Raw genomic sequence first — 18,315 nt, forward strand, 5'->3', positions numbered from 1 at the left:
ACGAAAACCTTGCCGCCTATGACAATCAATGACGTCGCCCTAGGAGCAAGCGATTCGCACATCCCGCGCAATCCCTTCCACACGGATCATAGCAACGATTGCGCCATCGGGAACAATCCACGAGGCTAGATGCGGTATTTCGTGGGAATTAGCTCAAAAAACGTGGTCTAGTCAGATTCCTCATTAACTTGCTCGGCTCGTTGACAATCTGGACCAGCAGCGGGAAAATAGCCTCTTTCTTCCGCAGCTTGCACGAATAAAGTCAATGGCCAAAGCAACTTACAAAGACGCCGGCGTCGATCTTGATATCTACGCCGAGTCGATGTCGCGACTTCCGCGGCTCGTCCGCCGAACCCACAGCCCGCGAGTGATGAAGCTCGACGGTGGATTCGCGGGGCTGTTTAAGCTCGACTTTGATAATTCTTTATTTGCCCGCAAGTACGAGAATCCCGTCCTTATTTCGTGCACCGACGGCGTCGGTACGAAATTGAAAATCGCGGAAAAAACAGGAATTCACAAGACGGTTGGCGTCGATCTAGTCGCGATGTGCGTCAATGACGCGATCTGCTGCGGCGCCGAACCCCTCTTTTTTCTCGACTACATCGCGATGGGGAAAGATGACCCCGATCTGCTCGAAGATCTGGTCGAAGGAATTACCGACGGCTGCCTTCAGGGGGACTGCGCCTTGGTCGGCGGCGAAACCGCGATCATGCCCGACATCTATCAGGTGGGGGATTATGATATGGCCGGCTTTTGCGTCGGCGTCGCCGAACGTGCGCATTTAATCGACGGTTCGGCGATCGCCCCCGGCGACAAAGTGATCGGGCTCAGCTCAAGCGGAATCCACTCCAATGGGTTCAGCCTGGTCCGCAAAGTGGTCTTTGAACTGGCCCAACTCACCGTCGATCAGCACATCGACGAATTGGGCGAAACAGTCGGGCAAGCGCTGCTGCGACCAACCAAAATTTACGTCGCTCCGGTTCGCAAAGTGCTGAACCACTACAAAGTGAAAAACGTCGTCCACGGCGTCGCACATATCACCGGCGGCGGCTTGGCCGAGAATATCGAACGCATCCTTCCCAAGAACGTCGACGTGCAAATCGACGGGCAATCTTGGAACCGCCCTGCGGTCTTCCCCTGGCTGCAAAAGCTGGGCGAAATCGAAGAGGCCGAAATGGCACGCGTCTTCAACATGGGAATCGGCCTGACCCTGATCGTCAGTTCGTACTACGCCAACAGCGTGAAGAGCATTGTCGCCGACTGCGGCTTGGAAGCGTTCGACATCGGCGAAGTGATCGACGGCAGCGGAAAAGTGACAATTCAGTAGCCGCGAATCGAGCGGCCGAAAAAATGGCGAGCCGAAAAAGGGGGTCAGGTCCCAATTTTGCTGCAAAATTGGGACCTGACCCCCTTTTTCGGCGGACTCCTTCTCCTTTTTCGGCTCGCCATTTTTTCAACGCGCTTGCGGCTCTACGGCCAACATCGCTGCAGGCAACTGACTCAGCGGTACGTTCGCAGGAAGCGGAAACATCGCGAACTTCGCCGCTTTCCCCACGCTCAGCGAGCCGTAGGTGGATTCGATTCCCAGCGCAATCGCCGGCGTTAACGTCACCATCCGCAGTAAGTCGCTGGCGGGAATTTCTGGAAAAATCTGTGCCGCAAGGCGCACATCGCGCCAGAGCGCCAGATCGGGATTGGAAGCCCGTGAATCGGTCCCAATCGCCAGAGCTGCCCCTGTTGGGTGGAGCTTCGACAACGGGTGACGCGCATGCCCAAAGTATTGATGCGTGCGTGGGCAATAGACCAAGGTCAGCGACTCCGGACGCTCGGCGATATATCGCAGTTCTTCGTCATCCAGATAGTTGCCGTGGATTACGAGCGCATGATGCGCTGGCGACAAGCGACGGAGATAGTCGAGCGGCCGCGTTCCCGCCGAAAACGCGTCGTCGCGCCAGACGCCAAAATTCTCTAGCATTTCACGAAACGGCCCGGTCTGGCGATCGAGAAGTTCTAGCTCTTCCCGAGATTCGGCCAGATGCATCGCCAGCGGTATTTTCGACTCGGCCGACAATTGCGCCGCCGCCGAGACCACATCACGATGAACGGAATAAGGAGCGTGCGGACTGAGTCCCGCTCGTTTGTCATTGGCCGCAGCGCTCTGCAAATGAAACTTCGCCGCCGCTATCAACTCTTCACAGCGCTCCGGCGCCAGGCCGATCAGTTCTAAGAGCGAAACGACGCCGGCTTCGGCCGCATACATGGCAAGCGAATAGGGAATCGTCGTAATCTCGCCGAGCGCCGCGATCCCCTGCTCTTGCGATTCTTCGATACCAGCAGAAATCGCCGCAGTTTTTTGCGATTCCAACAACTCGCCAGCCGCACGCCGCTGGCTAACTACTTGTTGAATCCAGACGGGAAACGACATGCCTGGTTCGCCAAGCGGCTGCGCAATGTTGCTGAATTCCAGATGCGTATGCGCGTTCACAAGCCCCGGCGCCAGCGCTACATCGCCGCAATCGATCGGCGGCTGTCCCGAGAGATTTTCGCCAACCGCGACAATCTTCCCGGCTGCGACCGTCAGAAGTCCCCCTTCGATCGGCGGTTGATCGACGGGAACGAGCCATTTCGCTCGATAGCAAACAGACGCGTCGCTCATGACGTCGGATCCTCAATCACGCGTATTGAAGTTTTGTTATTGGAAACCGCTAGCGCCGATTCCTCTTCGTAGCCCGCTGCGCTTTTTGCAGTTGCGCTATTTCGAATCCATCGAACACTAGCCCGCCAGCGCCAGCGAGGGAAAGCGGCTCGCCACTTCAATCCGTGTTAGGATCGCCAACTCTATTCCCTCGCTCGCGCTGGCGGGCTAGTGTGACGATTTGCGGTTGATTCTGGCCGTATTAACGTCCTTTATGCGTGTTCGATCGTTCGCGAATTGCAAATAGCTCAACTTCAAAAAGCGCAGCGGGCTACGAAGATAGATGATCGCCAAATATTCCTAAGGGGCAACATCCTCGATCACGCGTTGGGCTTCCCACTCGGCATGCCAACCGGCGATCGCATTCCAGGTCTCTGGCAGCGGCGCCGTGACGGCGACGATCTCGTCGACCATCGGATGCTTCAAACGAAGATAGCGCGCGTGCAACGCGATATGTCGCGCTCGTTCGTCGTCACTTTGCGGACCAAACGGGATCTCGCCGCCATACGAGACATCTCCCAAGATCGGAAATCCGCGCGATGCGCACTGCACGCGGATTTGATGGTAGCGACCCGTGTCGAGTTCAATCTCGAGCCAGGCGCCCTGCTCGGTTCGGCGAAGCACTTCGTACTTGAGTTTCGCCCAGCGTGCGCCGGGATCCGAAGGCGGCACGATCTCGGCCATCGCGACATCGGGGATTTTGCGGATCGGATCTTCCCAAACTCCCCGATCTTCACTGGGCTGACCGGCGACAAACGCCCAGTAGACCTTCCGCACTAGACGCGTTTCAAATTGCTGCGAGATCCGCCGCGCAGCACGTACATTCCGAGCAAACGTCAGCACGCCAGAAACAGGTCGATCCAACCGATGGGGAACGCCGAGATAAACTTTGCCGGTCTTCAAGTCGCGTTGCCGGATAAACGCTTTGAAACGCGACTCCAGACTATCGATGTGCGGGGGAGCCTGAGTCAGCAACCCAGCCGGTTTGGCGATACAAAAGCAGGGGCCCTGTTCGTAGAGGATATCCACGCGGGGCGAAGGGGATTCATTCATCCGGCCATTATAGCGAAGCGGACGGAGATCGCGTCAGGCGACTAGTTTTGCGTCAACTGACGATTGCCGGGCTCCGGAAAGTTGAGCAGCGTCTGACTGCTAATGGGCGACTTCGATGAAATCCGAGACGCGCCGAACCGAAGTGAGACGCGACACCAGGCGGACCGCGGACAGTTTCAGCGTGTCGGTCGGGACGGTGCCGCACAGGACAACTTCGCCGTCGCAAGCGGCGCAGTACAGGCGCGACAGTTCGGTGCGCCCGCTGGCGTCCAGCATCTGCCGAGCAGCCGTCGTGAGAATGGCGTCAGACGATGCGCGACGATCTTCGCCGGCCATGATTTCCAGTTCCGTTGAAATAGCGTTCATTGGAAGACTTCCTGATCCAATTGGCATAATGGGTTTTCTCTTTCTCTCTAAATTACGTCCTTCATTCGAACTCTGAATGAATTGAGTGCGAACATTTCGCGTAGTTCACGCTGTAGAACAGCCCCTCAAAAACGAAAAACGCCGGCAAGCGAGTGCCGGCGTTTTCGATTTTGACGAATCGGAGGGGTGGTCTTAGACCTTGCCCGCAGCCGGAACTTCGTACGGTTTGCGATAGTCGCGCGACAACTTGTGGTTGGCCGCTTCGTTCCCGATAAAGGTTTCGCTCTTCGGATCCATCTTCAGGTTCGGACCAAGCTTGACTTTGTCCTTCGCCAGATCGACTTTGTTGTCTTTCAGGTGGTCGGTGTAACGGCCCAACGTCGCTTTGACGTTTTCGGTCGTATCCAACTCTTCCAAACGTTCCAGGCATTCGCCGGCCGAGACGCTTTCGCCCAATTGGTACGAAATGTTCCCCGTGTGGCAAAGAGCGCTGGAAAGATGGCCCTCTACGATGTCGCCGTTCAAGCTGGCAACGTCGCGCGAACGAACGCCTTCGATGAAGTTGTCGTAGTGGTGCTGGTCACCACCGCCGCTGAACTCCTTGAACTTCTTGCCATTCTTATCGAAGGCGGCGCCGCCGTTGTACGAGGAAATAACGACATAGCCGTCGGTTCCCTCGAAGATCACGCCGACGCTCGAACCCTTGTACTTCCGGCTGCTCTCTGGCGTCGACTTGTCGTAGACCAATCCGCGAACTTCAAACACCAGGGCGCTGTCGCCGTAGTTGTGAATGATGACCTGCGTGTTGGGCGTAGTGCCGGCGTCTTCGTAGCCGTAACGACCGCCGTAGCTGATCACCTGCGAGCTCAGTTCGTCAACGCCGAGTCCCCAGCGCGCGATATCCATTTGATGGATGCCTTGATTGCCGAGATCGCCGTTCCCATACGGCCATTGCCAGTGCCAATCGTAATGGAACTGCTTGCGGGTCACCGGGCCCAATTGAGCCGGCCCCGACCACAGATCGTAGTCGACCGAAGCCGGAACCTTGTAATCGCCGACCGGTCCGATCGAAGCGCGCGGCTTGTAGCAGAGACCGCGGGCAACTTTGACTTCGCCGATGCCGCCGTTTTTCACAAAATTGATCGTGTCGATCATGCCTGGGTTCGAGCGGCTTTGCGTACCGGCCTGACAGATCTTGTTGTATTTGCGCGCGGCTTCGACGATGCGACGACCTTCGCTCACATTGTGGCTGACCGGTTTTTCGACATAGACGTCTTTGCCGGCTTGCAGCGCCCAGATGGCGGCCAACGCGTGCCAGTGATTCGGCGTCGCGATCGTGATGATGTCGACGCTGTCGTCATCCAAAACCTTGCGCAGGTCGGTCGCGATTTGCGGCTTCTTCCCTTGCTTGTCGGCAACTTGCTTGGCGCGGCGAGCGGCCACGTCCGAGTCGGCGTCGCAGATGTAGACGTATTCCGTATCTTTGCGGTTGAGCATTCCGCCCACGTGCGACATCCCGCGACCGTTCACGCCGATCGTCGCGACACGCAGTTTTTCGTTCGGGCTACTGCTTTGCTTCGGCTCATCCGCCATCAGCGGAGATGCGGCGCTGGCCGCAACAGCTGCGGCCGATGCGAACATCGATTGTTCCAAGAATTGACGACGAGACTTCAAAGTCATTGGGCGCTCCAATTAGGTGGGCAAAAAGAATGCGCGTAAGGTAGGGATAAGTGCAACAGCACTTCCCCTATGATAAACGATCTCGGTTCATTTGGAAATCATTACGCCTATGATTTTTCTCTTCGCGAGCCTGCTTCGCTATCAAAGCCAAACCGCGTCACCAGCCAATCGGCCCAGGTCGGCGCCAAGCGATCCAGCCACACGAGCCCCTTTCCTCCGAAACTCAGGATCACTTCCTGCTTGCCGGATTGGACCGCCTTAATCGCTGCTTTGGCAACCTCAGCAGAGGTCATCGCTCCCTTCCCCTTGGCCGGCTGACGTCCCGCCTTTTCGATCACCGCGGTCGTAAACTCGCTTTCGGTCGTGCTGGGACTGACCAGGATGACATCAATCCCTTCGCTAGCAAGTTCGGCTCGCAGCGCATCGCTAAAACCGTGGATTGCAAATTTGCTAGCACAGTATTCGCTTTTCGCTGGAACGGCGCGATGCGCTAAGATCGAAGAAATGTTGCAGATCGCCGGCGACTTGCCGCGGCGTAACGAAGGGATCGCCGTCCGGATGAGCTCGACTGGCGCGAAGAAGTTGACCTCCATGACCTGTCGCAGCCGCTCGGGAGATCCGTCGGCAAACGGACCGAGCGCCCCGATCCCGGCGTTATTGATCAGCAGATCGAGTCCCCCAAACTGCGAGTTAGCGGCGCTGACCAACTCTGTTCGCAGCGCCCCATCGCAGATGTCGCCGGGGACGATGACCAACTGTTTTGGCGCCGCGACTTCGGCGGCTAGCTCTTCTAGGCGATCTGCGCGCCGCGCGGTGGCGACCACTTTGGCGCCGGCGGCGATTAACTGCCGCGTTAATTCTCGGCCGATTCCGCTGGAAGCGCCGGTGACGATCGCACGCTGATCACGCAGTTGACGACGCGCCATCGTCAGGCGACTTCTTCGATCGGATCTTTATCCTCGGCCGTTTCGGTCGGCACATGATCACGAATCACGGTATCGGGATCATCAATGCGGCCGAGAAAATGGGCCGGCAAACGACAATGAATGCGCATCCGCGTCTCGCTATAGGTTTTCGAGACCACTTCTCCGTGCGACGCGAGATAAGCCATCAAGCGGCCGTTGTCGATTCCCGTTTCGACATCCACATCGCGGAAACTGCGGCTCAACGCATCGCTGACCGCCAGCGCGAATTTCTCACGTCCTTCGCCTGTCTTGGCGCTGACCAGCAGTGCGCCGGGATAGCGCTGCAGCAGCACATCCAGCGTATGTTGATCGCTCACGGCGTCGATCTTGTTTAAGACCAGCAGCGCATCTTTTTCTTCAATCCCAATCTCTTCCAGCACTTCATAAACCGCGCTGATCTGATTGACGACGTCGGGATTGCTGGCGTCGGCGACATGCAGCAGCAAGTCGGCCTGACGCGCTTCTTCGAGCGTCGCTTTAAAACTGGCGATCAAACGGTGAGGCAAATTGCGAATGAATCCGACCGTATCGCTTAGCAACACCGGTCCCCAGTGAGGAAGTTGCCAGCGACGCGTACGCGTATCCAGCGTGGCGAACAGCTTATCCTCGGCCAAAACTTGCGCTTCGGTCAGATAGTTCATCAGCGTGCTTTTGCCGGCGTTGGTGTAACCGACAATCGAGATTGTCATAACGTTGCGGCGCGAAGCGACTTCTCGCTCGCGACGACCTTGGACTTTCGCCAGATCGTCTTTCAAGTCGCGAATCCGCTTCTCGACCAGTCGGCGGTCGACTTCCAATTGCTTTTCACCCGGTCCACGCATCCCGACGCCCATCTTGATGCGGTCCAAGTGACTCCACATCCGTTTGAGTCGGGGAAGCGCATATTGCAACTGCGCCAGTTCGACCGCGAGCCGCGACTCATAGGTTTGCGCATGCGTCGCAAAGATATCGAGAATCAGCTCGGTTCGATCAATCACCTTCAGCCCGGTTCCCTGCTCGAGATTGCGAGTCTGGGCCGGCGACAGTTCGTTATCGAAGATGATGACGTCCGCTTCCGAAGCTTCCGCGCACAGCTTTAACTCTTCGACTTTACCAGAGCCTAGATAGGTCGCCGTCTCCGGCTTATCGCGGCGCTGCGTCATTCTTCCTACGACTTCGGTGCCGGCCGTTGTCGCCAGCCCCGCAAGCTCGTCCAGAGGATCATCGCCGACGATCGTCTCGGGGAGAATGACTTTGACCAACACCGATTTTTCTTCGGCGACGCTTTGTTTCCGTTCTCGTTGAGTCACGCGGCCTCGGGATACCGTTGTAAGGAATTGAAAAGATGTTCTGTCATTATCTTATCCCACCACAAGAAACCTCCAAGAGTCTCTCGCGGCGGAAGTGGAGGGACGCAGGCCCCCCAAATAGGTTCACGCGGCGTTCGCAACACGATATTTTCGCGTTACTTCCTTAAACCGTTCTACCAAACGACTTTGAAACCGGTAAGGATTCCAGGCCATCGCGATCGTTCGCTGCGGTTTCGGCGCGTGAAGCGAACTATAAATTCTCCGCCCATCCTGATCCAGACGGCGAGCCATCTGCGGAACCATCGAAACGCCATGTCCCAACGCGACCAACTCTTGCACGGTCGCCAACTGACTCGTTTTCTCGACAGAAACGGGGTGAAACGACTTCTGCCGGCAGAACGAGACGATGTTATCCGACAAACAATGCGCCTCATCCAGCAAGATAAAGGGATACGGACGCACATCGGCGATCGTAATTCGCCTTTTGGTCGCCAGCGGGTGCCCCGCCGGCATCGCCAACAACAACTCTTCGTCAAACAACGCTTCGATCTCAATATGCTGCATCGAAACCGGCAGCGCCAGCAGCGCCACATCCACTTCTCCTTGGGCGACCCGCTGCAATAATTTTTCGGTCACTTCTTCCTGGACGGTTAGGGTCGACTCGGGCGAAGTCGCCGCGAACGCTTGCAACAGCCCCGGCAGAAAATAAGGGGCGATCGTCGGAATGGCGCCAATCCGAATTCGCCCGGTTCGCCCGTCGTCCGTAATCTCGGACTTCGTATCTTCGATCAGCGACAAGATCTGCTCGGCGCGTGACTGCAACAGCCGCCCTGCTTCGGTCAGCACGATCGATCGGGATTGCCGCTCAAAGACCGGTTGCCCTAACTCTTCTTCCAATTTGCCAATCGAGCGACTCAGCGCCGGCTGCGAGACCAGCAGATCTTCGGCGGCCCGCGTGAAATTCTTCCACTCGGCCACTTTCAAAAAATAACGCAGCTGACTGATTTCCATCGATTTTCTCGGCGCGCGATTCCAATAACCAATACGCATTGTAAGCAGCCCAGCAATGCATTGAAAGCATCGTGGCGATCTACAGAAAGCGAGAGATCTTCGTAGCCCGAAATGCGAGTTTTTAAAGTTGCGATATTTGCCGAACGAATTCGGGTTGGCCCGGATAGCTCCGCTATCGGGGCCGACGAAGTCGGTAGGAGGCATCGAGCCGTGATCGGACCTGACAGCGGTGGTTGCCGCGCCGTTTAATATGGCGAAATGGCCTCGAACTGCTTACCAGGAACCAATGCCTCTTACGGCTGCGCCGCCCCGATAGCGGAGCTATCGCGGCCAACCGGGAAATTGCGACGAAATCGCTTCGTTATTCGTGCTTCGACATTCGTCACTTCCTGTTGATCGTCGTCGACAGCCAATCTGGGGGCGTATGCGGCGTTGGCCGCCGTTCGCAGCGGTTCCGAGTCGGATCATGCCGATAATGCGGTGGAGAATTAAGGGCAACACGCGTCCGTTCGTTGTGTGACGAATTCCTGCGGGATATATTTGAGTTACGACTCGTTCTTCGTAAGACCCCCGCAGTAAGCACTCCATCAAAGGACTTCTCACGCATGACTCGCATTGATCGCCGCTCCTTTCTGCAATTCTCGGCCGCCGCCGCAGGCGCCTTCGCTTTGCCGACCTCGTCGCTATTGGCCGCCGACGCCAAAGCCCCGTTCAAGATTTCGCTCGCCCAATGGTCGCTGCACAAAGCGCTGAAGGGAGGCAAGCTCGATAACCTCGACTTCGCCAAAGTCGCCAAAGAAGAATGCGGCATCGAAGCGATTGAATACGTCAATCAGTTCTTCGCCGACAAAGCCAAAGACAAAAAATACCTGGGCGAAATGATCTCGCGCAGCGACGACCAGGGCGTCAAACGCCTGCTGATCATGATCGACGGCGAAGGGGACCTCGGCAATAGCGACGACGCCAAACGGACCGCAGCGATCGAAAAGCACTACAAGTGGGTCGAAGCGGCCAAGTTCATGGGCTGTCACTCGATTCGCGTGAACGCGCGGACCAACGCCAAGTACGAAGAAGGGATGAAACTGGCGGCCGACGGACTTCGCCGTCTCAGCGAATTCGCCCAGCCGCATGGGATCAACGTCATCGTCGAAAACCATGGCGGCCTATCTTCGAACGGCGAGTGGCTCGCCGGCGTGATGAAGACGGTTGACCTGCCGAACTGCGGCACGCTGCCTGACTTCGGCAACTTCCACGAATATGACCGCTACAAAGGGGTCGAAGAAACGATGCCGTTCGCCAAAGCGGTCAGCGCCAAGAGCCACGACTTCGATTCGGAAGGGAACGAAACCCACACCGACTACTTCAAGATGATGGATATCGTCGTCAAGAAGTTCGGCTATCACGGCTACGTCGGCGTCGAATACGAAGGCAACAAACTGCCGGAAGTCGAAGGGATCATCGCGACCCGCAAACTTCTGGAACGTTGCGCCGAGAAGCTCGGCTAACCGAACTTTGCTAGCACCTGAAATCGAGCGACTGATTCTCGCGTAAAACATCTCAGCCCGCCCAAGCCACCACTTGGGCGGGCTTTTTGCTGCGCTGAACCGCCGGACGGGAAACTTTTTGAACTATTTTGGACAAAATTGGAGGTCGAAACCGGGACAGTACCCTCAATCAGAAAAGGAGGACTGCTTAAAAGTTGTGCAACTCAACCCGTGCCTAAAAAACAGGCGCGACTGCCGCCAAAACATGCAAGCTTTGCTATCAGCTGTAAGTGCTTGCACTGCAATCACTTCGATGCTGGTCTTGACTCGATGGCAAGGATTCTGGGATACCCTTTACCGTTGCGTTCACGGTGAAGGACTGAACGCCAATTTCCAATCGAAAGGAAGGAGCCCGATATGCCCGATTTCCACCAACACGGCGGAGCTTACGCCAACCCGAGCCAACCGCAGACCGGCTATCCCCAAAACAATCCGTATGCCGCTGCGGCCCCGCAGCGACTAACGTCATCGTCGCAGCCGAGCCCGTTGTCGTCGTCGCCGCTGGCGTCGAACCCGACTCCCCCGATGAACCCGACCCATGCTGGCCCGGCCGCCCCGACAGCAACGATGGCGCCGCAAGCGTCAGTCGCCGAGAAGAAGCAGGAAGCGCTGCGAGTCGCTCGCGATTTGTTTCGCCAGTCGCCCGACTGGGTCACCTTCTTCCGCGAGATCCTCGGAGTCGAAGGGGTCGTTCGTCGCCTGTTCAACGTGCCGGAACAACTGAACGACTTCGAGCATTGCGAAGAGTACGGCGAAATCCAACTGATGATCGCCAAGCTGCGCGAACGAACCAGCGTTCAGGCCGAATCGAAAGAGCCGACCCGCGTGATCACGGTTCGTCTGCCGAAAAGCTTGCACGAGTCGCTACGCGTCGAAGCCCACACGCGTCGCACCAGCATGAACAAGCTTTGCATTTCCAAATTGCTTCAGGTCGTCGATGACTCGATGATTCCGAACGACTAACCCACCGCCAGGCCTTCCAAAAGTGACTCGATTACGCCACGGGCGGCGAACTTTGGCACGGACGCCAATTCGAGATTAACTTGCGGAAGCCCTGACAGACTCGCTCCTTTCGGGAAATACTCGCGTCTGCGGCTGACACGTCGGTCCGCCGCGGCGCGATTTCCTGAGGCGAAAGCCGAACAAAAAAAGAATTGACTTTCGCCCTGCTCCGCGATAACCAAAAGGGATAGACCCTTGTCCCCATCGTGGGAGAAATTCAGATGGCGAAACAAGATGCGGCGGTGGCTGACGCCCCCGCGACTCAATCCGACACCAAGACCGACACACGCAACAAGACGAAGCGCCAGCCGCCGTACGTCGTGATCTTGCACAACGACGACATCAACACTTTTGACTTTGTCATCGAGACGCTGCGCAAGGTGTTTGGCTATGAGCTGGAAAAATGCCTCCAGCTGACGATCAACGTCCACAAGCAAGGTCGCAGCGCGATCTGGAGCGGCGCCCTGGAAGTCGCCGAGCTGAAGGTCGACCAAATTCGCTCGCGCGGCGCCGATCCGCAAATGAAGAGCAAAGGGGCGCTCCCGCTGAGAGTGACCCTCGAACCGTTGCCCCAATAGACAGCCCGCTGCAAGCCGCCGCCGCCCAAATCCCTTCGCAGCCCATCCTCTTCGTAGCCGAATCACGAGTTTTGAGGCTGCGCTATTTAGCAATTCAGGAAGTGTTGAACACAGGTGAAGCACGTTCAAACAGGGTCCGAATCCACCGAAAATCGTCACACTAGCCCGCTGCGCGAGCGAGGGAATAGAGTTGGCGATCCTAACCCGGATTGAAGTGCGAGCCGCATTCCCTCGCTGGCGCTGCGGGCTAGTGTTCTGTCACGCGACAATTTTCGGGCGCCATGTTCTTATTAGCCGTAGTGCGTTAGCACCGGTTTCTGATGGGGACTCATTTGCGAAAGGCTATTGGTGACAGAAACCGCGGCTAACGCCGTGCAGCTGATTTCGTGGAAGCCGAAAATAGCGGTTTGACAGAACACTAGCCCGCTGCGCGAGCGAGGGAATAGAGCTGGCGATCCTAACACGGATTGAAGTGGCGAGCCGCTTTCCCTCGCTTGCGCTGCGGGCTAGTGTTCTGTCACGCGACAATTTTCGGGCGCCATGTTCTTATTAGCCGTAGTGCGTTAGCACCGGTTTCTGATGGGAACTCATTTGCGAAAGACACTTGGTGACAGAAACCGCGACTAACGCCGTGCGGCTGATTTCGTGGAAGCCGAAAATAGCGGTTTGACAGAACACTAGCCCGCTGCGCGAGCGAGGGAATAGGGTTGGCGATCCTAACCCGGATTGAAGTGCGAGCCGTATTCCCTCGCTGGCGCTGCGGGCTAGTGTTCGCTTGATTCGAAATAGCGCAACTTCAAAGCTCGCGAAGCGGGCTACGAAGAAAACTCAACTCCGGCTAGCCGCGACAGATCTTCAAAGTAGTGCGGATACGTCTTGGCGGTGCAGCCCGGGTTCAAAATCACGACGCCCGGCTGTCGCAATCCGACCAGCGCCAAACTCATCGCCATGCGATGGTCGTTGTAGGTCTCCACTTCAGCGCCTTGCAACTTGCCGGGAACGATCGTGATCCCGTCTTCCAGTTCTTCAACAATAGCCCCCAGCTTGCGCAGTTCAGACGCCAGGTCCCCAATTCGATCGGTTTCTTTGTGACGATTATGGGCGACGCCGGTCACCGTGGTCGGACCATCCGCAAACAAGGCGACCGCAGCGAGCGTCTGCACGGTATCGCTGATCGCATTCATGTCAACGCAGATCCCTCGTAGGCGATTGCCAACCACTTTGATCGAGCTGGGCCCGTATTCGACCTGACAACCCATCTGCTCTAGACACTCGCAAAATGCGACGTCTCCTTGCAACGCGTCACGCGATAACCCCTCGACGGTCACGCTTCCGCCGGTGATCGCCGCCGCCGCCCAAAAGTAACTCGCTGCCGATGCATCCGGTTCAATCGCATACTGACGCCCCACATATTCGCCATGCGGAACGACCAATTGGGTCAAATCGCCGGCGTCGACGTTGACGCCAAAATCACGCATGACGGCGGTTGTCATATGAACATACGGCTTCGAAACCAACTCGCCGACCACCTCCAGTGTGACTCCCTGGGCGGCGTAGGGCGCCGCCATCAACAGTCCGCTGAGGTATTGACTGCTGATATCGCCAGCGATCTGGGCGACCCCGCCGACCAACCCGACCGTCTCCACCACGACCGGCGGACAGCCGTTCTCCGCTTCGCTACGACACGGGACGCCGAGGGCGGTAAGCGTTTCCAGCAAGTCGCGAATCGGCCGCTCTCGCATCCGCTGGATACCGTCTAGCCGATAGCGTCCCTTTCCGGCGGTGACCATCGCGGTGAGAAAACGAATCGTCGTGCCGCTGTTGGCGACAAACAGATCCGCGTCGGACGACGGAATCACCCCGCCGCAACCGGCGACCTCGATCACGCGAGCGCTGCGATCATGCCGCACTTCGATCCCCAGTCGACGCAGACTGTCGATCATGACATGCGTGTCTTCGCTCTCCAAGGCGCCGGTCAACGACGATTTCCCCTGAGCCAGCGCCGCAATCACCAAGGCGCGATTCGTCAAACTTTTCGATCCCGGCGGCAGGATCGAACCGAGAATCGGCGGCGCAGGAACAATCTCAATCCGGCTAGTCACAGGCACGTCTCAACAGGTATGCAGGAAAGTCTGCCGCTATTTTAGCGGAAACCGGCCGCGTCAGCAGCGAGGGAATCCGCTCCACTACGGTTCTCAGCAAGTCGCCGAAGTAGAGAAAATGGGGTCAGGTCCCAATTTTGCTGCAAAATTAGGACCTGACCCCATTTTCTCTACTGACCCCCTTTTCTCTCGCCCCCCACTTTCCGACCTCTTTCTTAAAAGATGATCGTCTGCGAGATCGAAATGCCGTCTCGGCGATAAATCTGCGTGTCGGAGAAGTTCACGACGCCGAGGACCTCAAAAAAAGAACGCTGGCTCGTCTTGCGGAGGTAACGCAGCCCCAATCCCCAAACCGGATCGCCGGTCGGCGCCTCGTAGGCGATTTCGGGAATGATCGACTCATCTTCGTGATGGCGAAAGTACTGTACGCCCAGCGCGACGCCGCTATTGGGGCCTACGGTTCGTCCCGAAGCGATCTGCACCAACGGATCGACTTCAAACGCCGTTCGCAGACGATTGTAGTTACCGCTTCCTGCTGGGTTCCAGCCGTCGCGAGCATAGAAGGCGTTGCAGTAGTAAACGCAATGATCAATACCGAGAAACTCGTGATCGAAATATCGCGTCAAGTTACTTTCCAGCACGAACAACTGGCCCGAGCCGATACCGGCTTCATCGCCAAACTTGAAAAGCGCACGGCCGGCGATCGTCACCGGGCCGTAGAACTTGGTTCGGCTGTAGGCCAAAAACTGCTGATCGCGTCCCGGAGCATCGGGCGTATTGACGGCCAAAGCGCTAAAGACGTGAAATACCCGATCGTAGTCCGCTTGGATGTTGACTCCGTACAATCCCGAATCGGGGTCGGCCGTATTTCGCACATCGGTCGCTGCGTAAATCCCCTGGACGTTGATGTTGCTGATGTTGCCCAGATAGATCGTATTCTTATTGACGACGACGCCTAACATTTCGTCGTTCATCAACAAACCGTTGTGCAGCGCAAACGGAAAACGCCCTGCGGTGACAACGACGTCGCGTACGGCGAACGGGTCGAAAAATCCGCCGAAGATGCTATCCAACTCGCCTTCAAACCAATAGCGAGTCGGTTCGCCGGTCGAGTTGTCGACGTATCCGGCCGGATCGTTGAATTGGTAATACGATCCGCCGGTGTTCCCCTTGCCCAACGGTCGAAACTGAAGATGAAACCGCTCGGTCCCGGTCAGTTGCAGATCGAAATCCGCGATGAGCTGATGGGCCAGTGCGTCTTGCCGCGCCGTCCCTTGTCTGAATGCGAGGGCTGCGAGCTCGTAGCTTCCATAGCCGACAAAGCGCGGTTCCCAATTGTTGTATCCGCGCAGCCAGGTTAGATCCCAAACGCGAATCGGATCGTTCCCCAGAAACTCGGCGAACCAGGTAACCGGCATCGGAGCGACGGTATCTTCCGGCAAGCGGAGCAGTTCGTAATGCTCCCCTTCTCCCTTGCACGGCCAGCCCAATCGATCCCCTTCGGGCGAATAGAGATAAGAGCCGCCGTGGTTCCAAAGCTCTTCCTCCAACGGAGGCAGATATTCATCGGCAGGATCAGGCGTCTCGACCGCTTCCGGAAAAGGTATCGACACATCCCAATATTTTTCAGCCGGCCCCAGCAACTGATCAGGGGCGATCATCTGAATCGGCGACAGCGTGGCGACTCGCGGCGGCTGGCTTTCGGCCGTACCGCTCGAGAGAAGCATGGGGGCGACTTCTTCTTCCACATGCTGCGTCTGTCGCGACGACGTGGCCAAGCGATTCTCGCGACCACGAACCGGATTGATCGGAACCGCCGCCGTCACCGCCCAGTTCGGGAGCGGCTCTGGAATCTGTGCAGCGACGATAGACGGAAACTGCGTCAACCCAACTGCGGCCAGCGCAGCGGCGATAAATTTGCGGATGGCTTGAATTCTCACGGCGCCACCTCAATCGCGCCGGTCCATGAATCGATAACGACGATCTCCAGCAAGTGCTTCAAGTGCGGCGTGCCGATATGATCCAACAGCGTCGGCGGCAGGTGACGGAAATTCAAGCGTACATCCACCTGGTAGGTCCCGGGACAGTCAGGCGAAAACTTGTACGTTTGTCCGCGCGTCGACAACGGCGGCAAGCTCCCTTTGGCGATTCGAAACGTTCCGGGGCGGCCAAACGACGCCGATAACCCGTTGTTGGGTCTCAGCACATTGACCGGCAAGATGTTTCGATTGACCGACAAGACGACCGTGCGATCGGTCCCCTTGTTCGACAAGGCGACAAACTTGTTTTGAAAATTCAAGAGATCATGATCGTACGGAATTTCGCCGGTAAGAACCTGATGACTATGATCGTCGCGCAGATCCGCGTTGTTGTCTAAGTCGCCCGACGCGAAGACGACGCGACCTTGCGGATCTCGGACAGTGATTGCAACCCAAACCTGACGCTCCGCGGTAAAACCGGTCGGCAAACTATGTCCGGCCATGATGCTTTCGACATCAACACGGACGTCGGTCTTACGCCCCACCTTCGCGGTCGCCGGCGAATTGACATGGATCACGGCGGCGTTGCGGAGCACTTCGTAGCGTTTTGCATCCGCGATGCGTAGCGAGCGTCGATTCTTCTTGCGCAGCGACACCAAGGTTTCCTTTTGGTACGGCGTCAGACTGTCCCAATCGCGATAGTCGGTTTCGTACATCCAATCGAGCTTCTCAGGAAACTCGGTATCCGGCAGCAGCGAGTAGTCAGGGCCGGCGAACGTATGATCTGTCAAATTGCGCAGCGGCAAGCTGTCTTGCGGCATGCCAGGCACAACCGCCGCATAGCCAAGCGGACGATTGCAATCGGCGACCGAGACGCCTTGCACGGGGCCCATGTGACATGACTGGCACGTTTGCCCCATCTTCGCGGCAGGGCTGTTTTGCCATTCGCTGAACGCTTCTTCCAACCGCACGCCGTCAGCGCTGGTCACGTCATGACATTCGCCGCAGAACTGCGATGATTTCATGTAGGGAAATCCGGCCGCCGGATGCGTACCGGTATCGGGACCGCTGACCGAATCATCAAACGGGCCAAACATGCAGGTGTCCAACACAGCGCCAGGCGTCACCGGCACGCGACCAGAAGCTTTAAAGTGAACCGTATTGCGTCGATGACACGTGACGCAGGTGACTCCTTCCAGCGAAATCCGCGAACGATGCACGTTGCGCGTGCTGCCTGTCTCGCCCATCGCAATGCCGACCGGCGTGTGACAACGCGTGCAAAAGGTTCCGATCGTTCCGCCTGTTCGCTCGATTAACGTCAGCGTGAACGCTTCGAAGATGGGGCTCTGCTGACCGTAGGCGTGCATCGAGCGCGACCACTCGTCATATTGTTTGGGATGACACGAAGCACATTGCTGGGCGCTCGGAAAATCCATTTCCGTGACCGGCGGCTTGCAATGGATGGGCAGCGTGAACTCGAGGGCGCCGTTGGTGATCCAGCGCTGGACCGTTTCTAATTGTCCGGCGCTTAACCAGGCTGATTTTTCCGGCGGCATTTCTGGCTTGCGCGGCGCCGTCGAATCATCCGTTTGATGGACGTTCCAGTTGACGTAGTCCCACAACATCGAATCTTTGGGACTGCCGGGGACGATCAACTTGTTCCCGAACTTCTCGGCGTCGATCATCGCCTCGTAGCTGGAGAGATCGATGCGATCGGATTCGGGACGATGGCAACCTGCACATTTGTTCTGCAGGATGAGATAGACGTCGGGCCAGTCGCAATCATACGGGTAATTGCCCGGCGTGATGGTATGAGGGACCGCGACTGCTTGGGGCTGATGACCCGGCATGATCAATGACGCGACGCCGAGTGCGCCGATCAATAGCGCGACCAGGCCGAAGACGCGGCGACTCCGCGTAATACGTTGCAACATCTTGAGAATCCATCCCTTGAAGTTCCATCCATGAACGGCGCGCCGGGGCTTGGCGCACACATTCAGTAGGAATTTTCGGCCGATTCTCGTTGCGAATTTGATGTAATAGATGCTCGC

General features: G+C 57.3%; 14 protein-coding genes. 4 read left to right on the forward strand and 10 right to left on the reverse strand.

From position 1 onward, the window contains the following. Positions 1-265 precede the first annotated feature (265 nt). Positions 266-1,327: a phosphoribosylformylglycinamidine cyclo-ligase gene (gene purM, locus M4951_RS17385; protein WP_262022909.1), complete on the forward strand. Its 1,062-nt coding sequence runs from the start codon at positions 266-268 to the stop codon at positions 1,325-1,327. Positions 1,328-1,453: 126 nt separating this feature from the next. On the opposite strand, the gene M4951_RS17390 is transcribed toward purM, so the two are convergent. The 7 genes from M4951_RS17390 to M4951_RS17420 form a co-directional block, all read right to left on the reverse strand. Then, positions 1,454-2,656, reverse strand: a complete 1,203-nt coding sequence (locus M4951_RS17390; protein ID WP_262022910.1) for an amidohydrolase family protein — start codon at positions 2,654-2,656, stop codon at positions 1,454-1,456. A 339-nt stretch (positions 2,657-2,995) separates the two neighbouring features. Then, positions 2,996-3,748 (reverse strand): RluA family pseudouridine synthase, encoded by a 753-nt coding sequence (locus M4951_RS17395; protein WP_262022911.1) that lies wholly within the window; start codon positions 3,746-3,748, stop codon positions 2,996-2,998. A gap of 99 nt (positions 3,749-3,847) precedes the next feature. Next, on the reverse strand, positions 3,848-4,114 hold the full coding sequence (locus M4951_RS17400; protein ID WP_262022912.1) for a BON domain-containing protein: 267 nt from the start codon (positions 4,112-4,114) through the stop codon (positions 3,848-3,850). 192 nt (positions 4,115-4,306) lie between these two features. Continuing rightward, the gene (locus tag M4951_RS17405) at positions 4,307-5,794 is read right to left on the reverse strand and encodes a Gfo/Idh/MocA family protein (protein WP_262022913.1); all 1,488 of its coding nucleotides are present in this window, start codon (positions 5,792-5,794) and stop codon (positions 4,307-4,309) included. A gap of 107 nt (positions 5,795-5,901) precedes the next feature. Further along, positions 5,902-6,720, reverse strand: a complete 819-nt coding sequence (locus M4951_RS17410) for an SDR family NAD(P)-dependent oxidoreductase (RefSeq protein WP_262022914.1) — start codon at positions 6,718-6,720, stop codon at positions 5,902-5,904. A 2-nt stretch (positions 6,721-6,722) separates the two neighbouring features. Further along, positions 6,723-8,048, reverse strand: a complete 1,326-nt coding sequence (gene hflX / locus M4951_RS17415; protein ID WP_262022915.1) for a GTPase HflX — start codon at positions 8,046-8,048, stop codon at positions 6,723-6,725. Between the two features lie 123 nt (positions 8,049-8,171). Next, positions 8,172-9,059 carry a LysR family transcriptional regulator gene (locus M4951_RS17420; RefSeq protein ID WP_262022916.1) on the reverse strand — a complete coding sequence of 296 codons (888 nt, stop codon included), beginning with the start codon at positions 9,057-9,059 and terminating at the stop codon, positions 8,172-8,174. A 605-nt stretch (positions 9,060-9,664) separates the two neighbouring features. On the opposite strand from M4951_RS17420, the gene M4951_RS17425 reads away from it, so the two are divergent. The 3 genes from M4951_RS17425 to M4951_RS17435 all read left to right on the forward strand — a co-directional run bounded on the left by M4951_RS17425 (position 9,665) and on the right by M4951_RS17435 (position 12,183). Continuing rightward, positions 9,665-10,564: a sugar phosphate isomerase/epimerase family protein gene (locus tag M4951_RS17425; RefSeq protein WP_262022917.1), complete on the forward strand. Its 900-nt coding sequence runs from the start codon at positions 9,665-9,667 to the stop codon at positions 10,562-10,564. A gap of 396 nt (positions 10,565-10,960) precedes the next feature. Beyond that, positions 10,961-11,566, forward strand: coding sequence for a hypothetical protein (locus tag M4951_RS17430; protein WP_262022918.1), 606 nt, complete (start codon positions 10,961-10,963; stop codon positions 11,564-11,566). 260 nt (positions 11,567-11,826) lie between these two features. Continuing rightward, positions 11,827-12,183, forward strand: a complete 357-nt coding sequence (locus M4951_RS17435) for an ATP-dependent Clp protease adaptor ClpS (RefSeq protein WP_262022919.1) — start codon at positions 11,827-11,829, stop codon at positions 12,181-12,183. Positions 12,184-12,998: 815 nt separating this feature from the next. Here M4951_RS17435 and aroA read toward each other — a convergent pair. The 3 genes from aroA to M4951_RS17450 all read right to left on the reverse strand — a co-directional run bounded on the left by aroA (position 12,999) and on the right by M4951_RS17450 (position 18,198). Continuing rightward, positions 12,999-14,285, reverse strand: a complete 1,287-nt coding sequence (gene aroA / locus M4951_RS17440) for a 3-phosphoshikimate 1-carboxyvinyltransferase (RefSeq protein WP_262022920.1) — start codon at positions 14,283-14,285, stop codon at positions 12,999-13,001. Positions 14,286-14,500: 215 nt separating this feature from the next. Further along, positions 14,501-16,225 carry a hypothetical protein gene (locus M4951_RS17445; RefSeq protein WP_262022921.1) on the reverse strand — a complete coding sequence of 575 codons (1,725 nt, stop codon included), beginning with the start codon at positions 16,223-16,225 and terminating at the stop codon, positions 14,501-14,503. Then, positions 16,222-18,198, reverse strand: a complete 1,977-nt coding sequence (locus M4951_RS17450) for a multiheme c-type cytochrome (RefSeq protein WP_262022922.1) — start codon at positions 18,196-18,198, stop codon at positions 16,222-16,224. Before M4951_RS17450 ends, M4951_RS17445 begins: the two co-directional genes overlap by 4 nt. Between the last annotated feature and the right edge of the window lie 117 nt (positions 18,199-18,315).

The sequence above is a fragment of the Blastopirellula sp. J2-11 genome (assembly GCF_024584705.1).
Taxonomy (GTDB): Bacteria; Planctomycetota; Planctomycetia; order Pirellulales; family Pirellulaceae; genus Blastopirellula.

Coding starts and splice junctions, on each gene's coding strand:
- purM (WP_262022909.1), top strand. CDS start 266: ATGGCCAAAGCAACTTACAAAGACGCCGGCGTCGATCTTGATATCTAC.
- M4951_RS17390 (WP_262022910.1), bottom strand. CDS start 2,656: ATGAGCGACGCGTCTGTTTGCTATCGAGCGAAATGGCTCGTTCCCGTC.
- M4951_RS17395 (WP_262022911.1), bottom strand. CDS start 3,748: ATGAATGAATCCCCTTCGCCCCGCGTGGATATCCTCTACGAACAGGGC.
- M4951_RS17400 (WP_262022912.1), bottom strand. CDS start 4,114: ATGAACGCTATTTCAACGGAACTGGAAATCATGGCCGGCGAAGATCGT.
- M4951_RS17405 (WP_262022913.1), bottom strand. CDS start 5,794: ATGACTTTGAAGTCTCGTCGTCAATTCTTGGAACAATCGATGTTCGCA.
- M4951_RS17410 (WP_262022914.1), bottom strand. CDS start 6,720: ATGGCGCGTCGTCAACTGCGTGATCAGCGTGCGATCGTCACCGGCGCT.
- M4951_RS17420 (WP_262022916.1), bottom strand. CDS start 9,059: ATGGAAATCAGTCAGCTGCGTTATTTTTTGAAAGTGGCCGAGTGGAAG.
- M4951_RS17425 (WP_262022917.1), top strand. CDS start 9,665: ATGACTCGCATTGATCGCCGCTCCTTTCTGCAATTCTCGGCCGCCGCC.
- M4951_RS17430 (WP_262022918.1), top strand. CDS start 10,961: ATGCCCGATTTCCACCAACACGGCGGAGCTTACGCCAACCCGAGCCAA.
- M4951_RS17435 (WP_262022919.1), top strand. CDS start 11,827: ATGGCGAAACAAGATGCGGCGGTGGCTGACGCCCCCGCGACTCAATCC.
- M4951_RS17450 (WP_262022922.1), bottom strand. CDS start 18,198: ATGTTGCAACGTATTACGCGGAGTCGCCGCGTCTTCGGCCTGGTCGCG.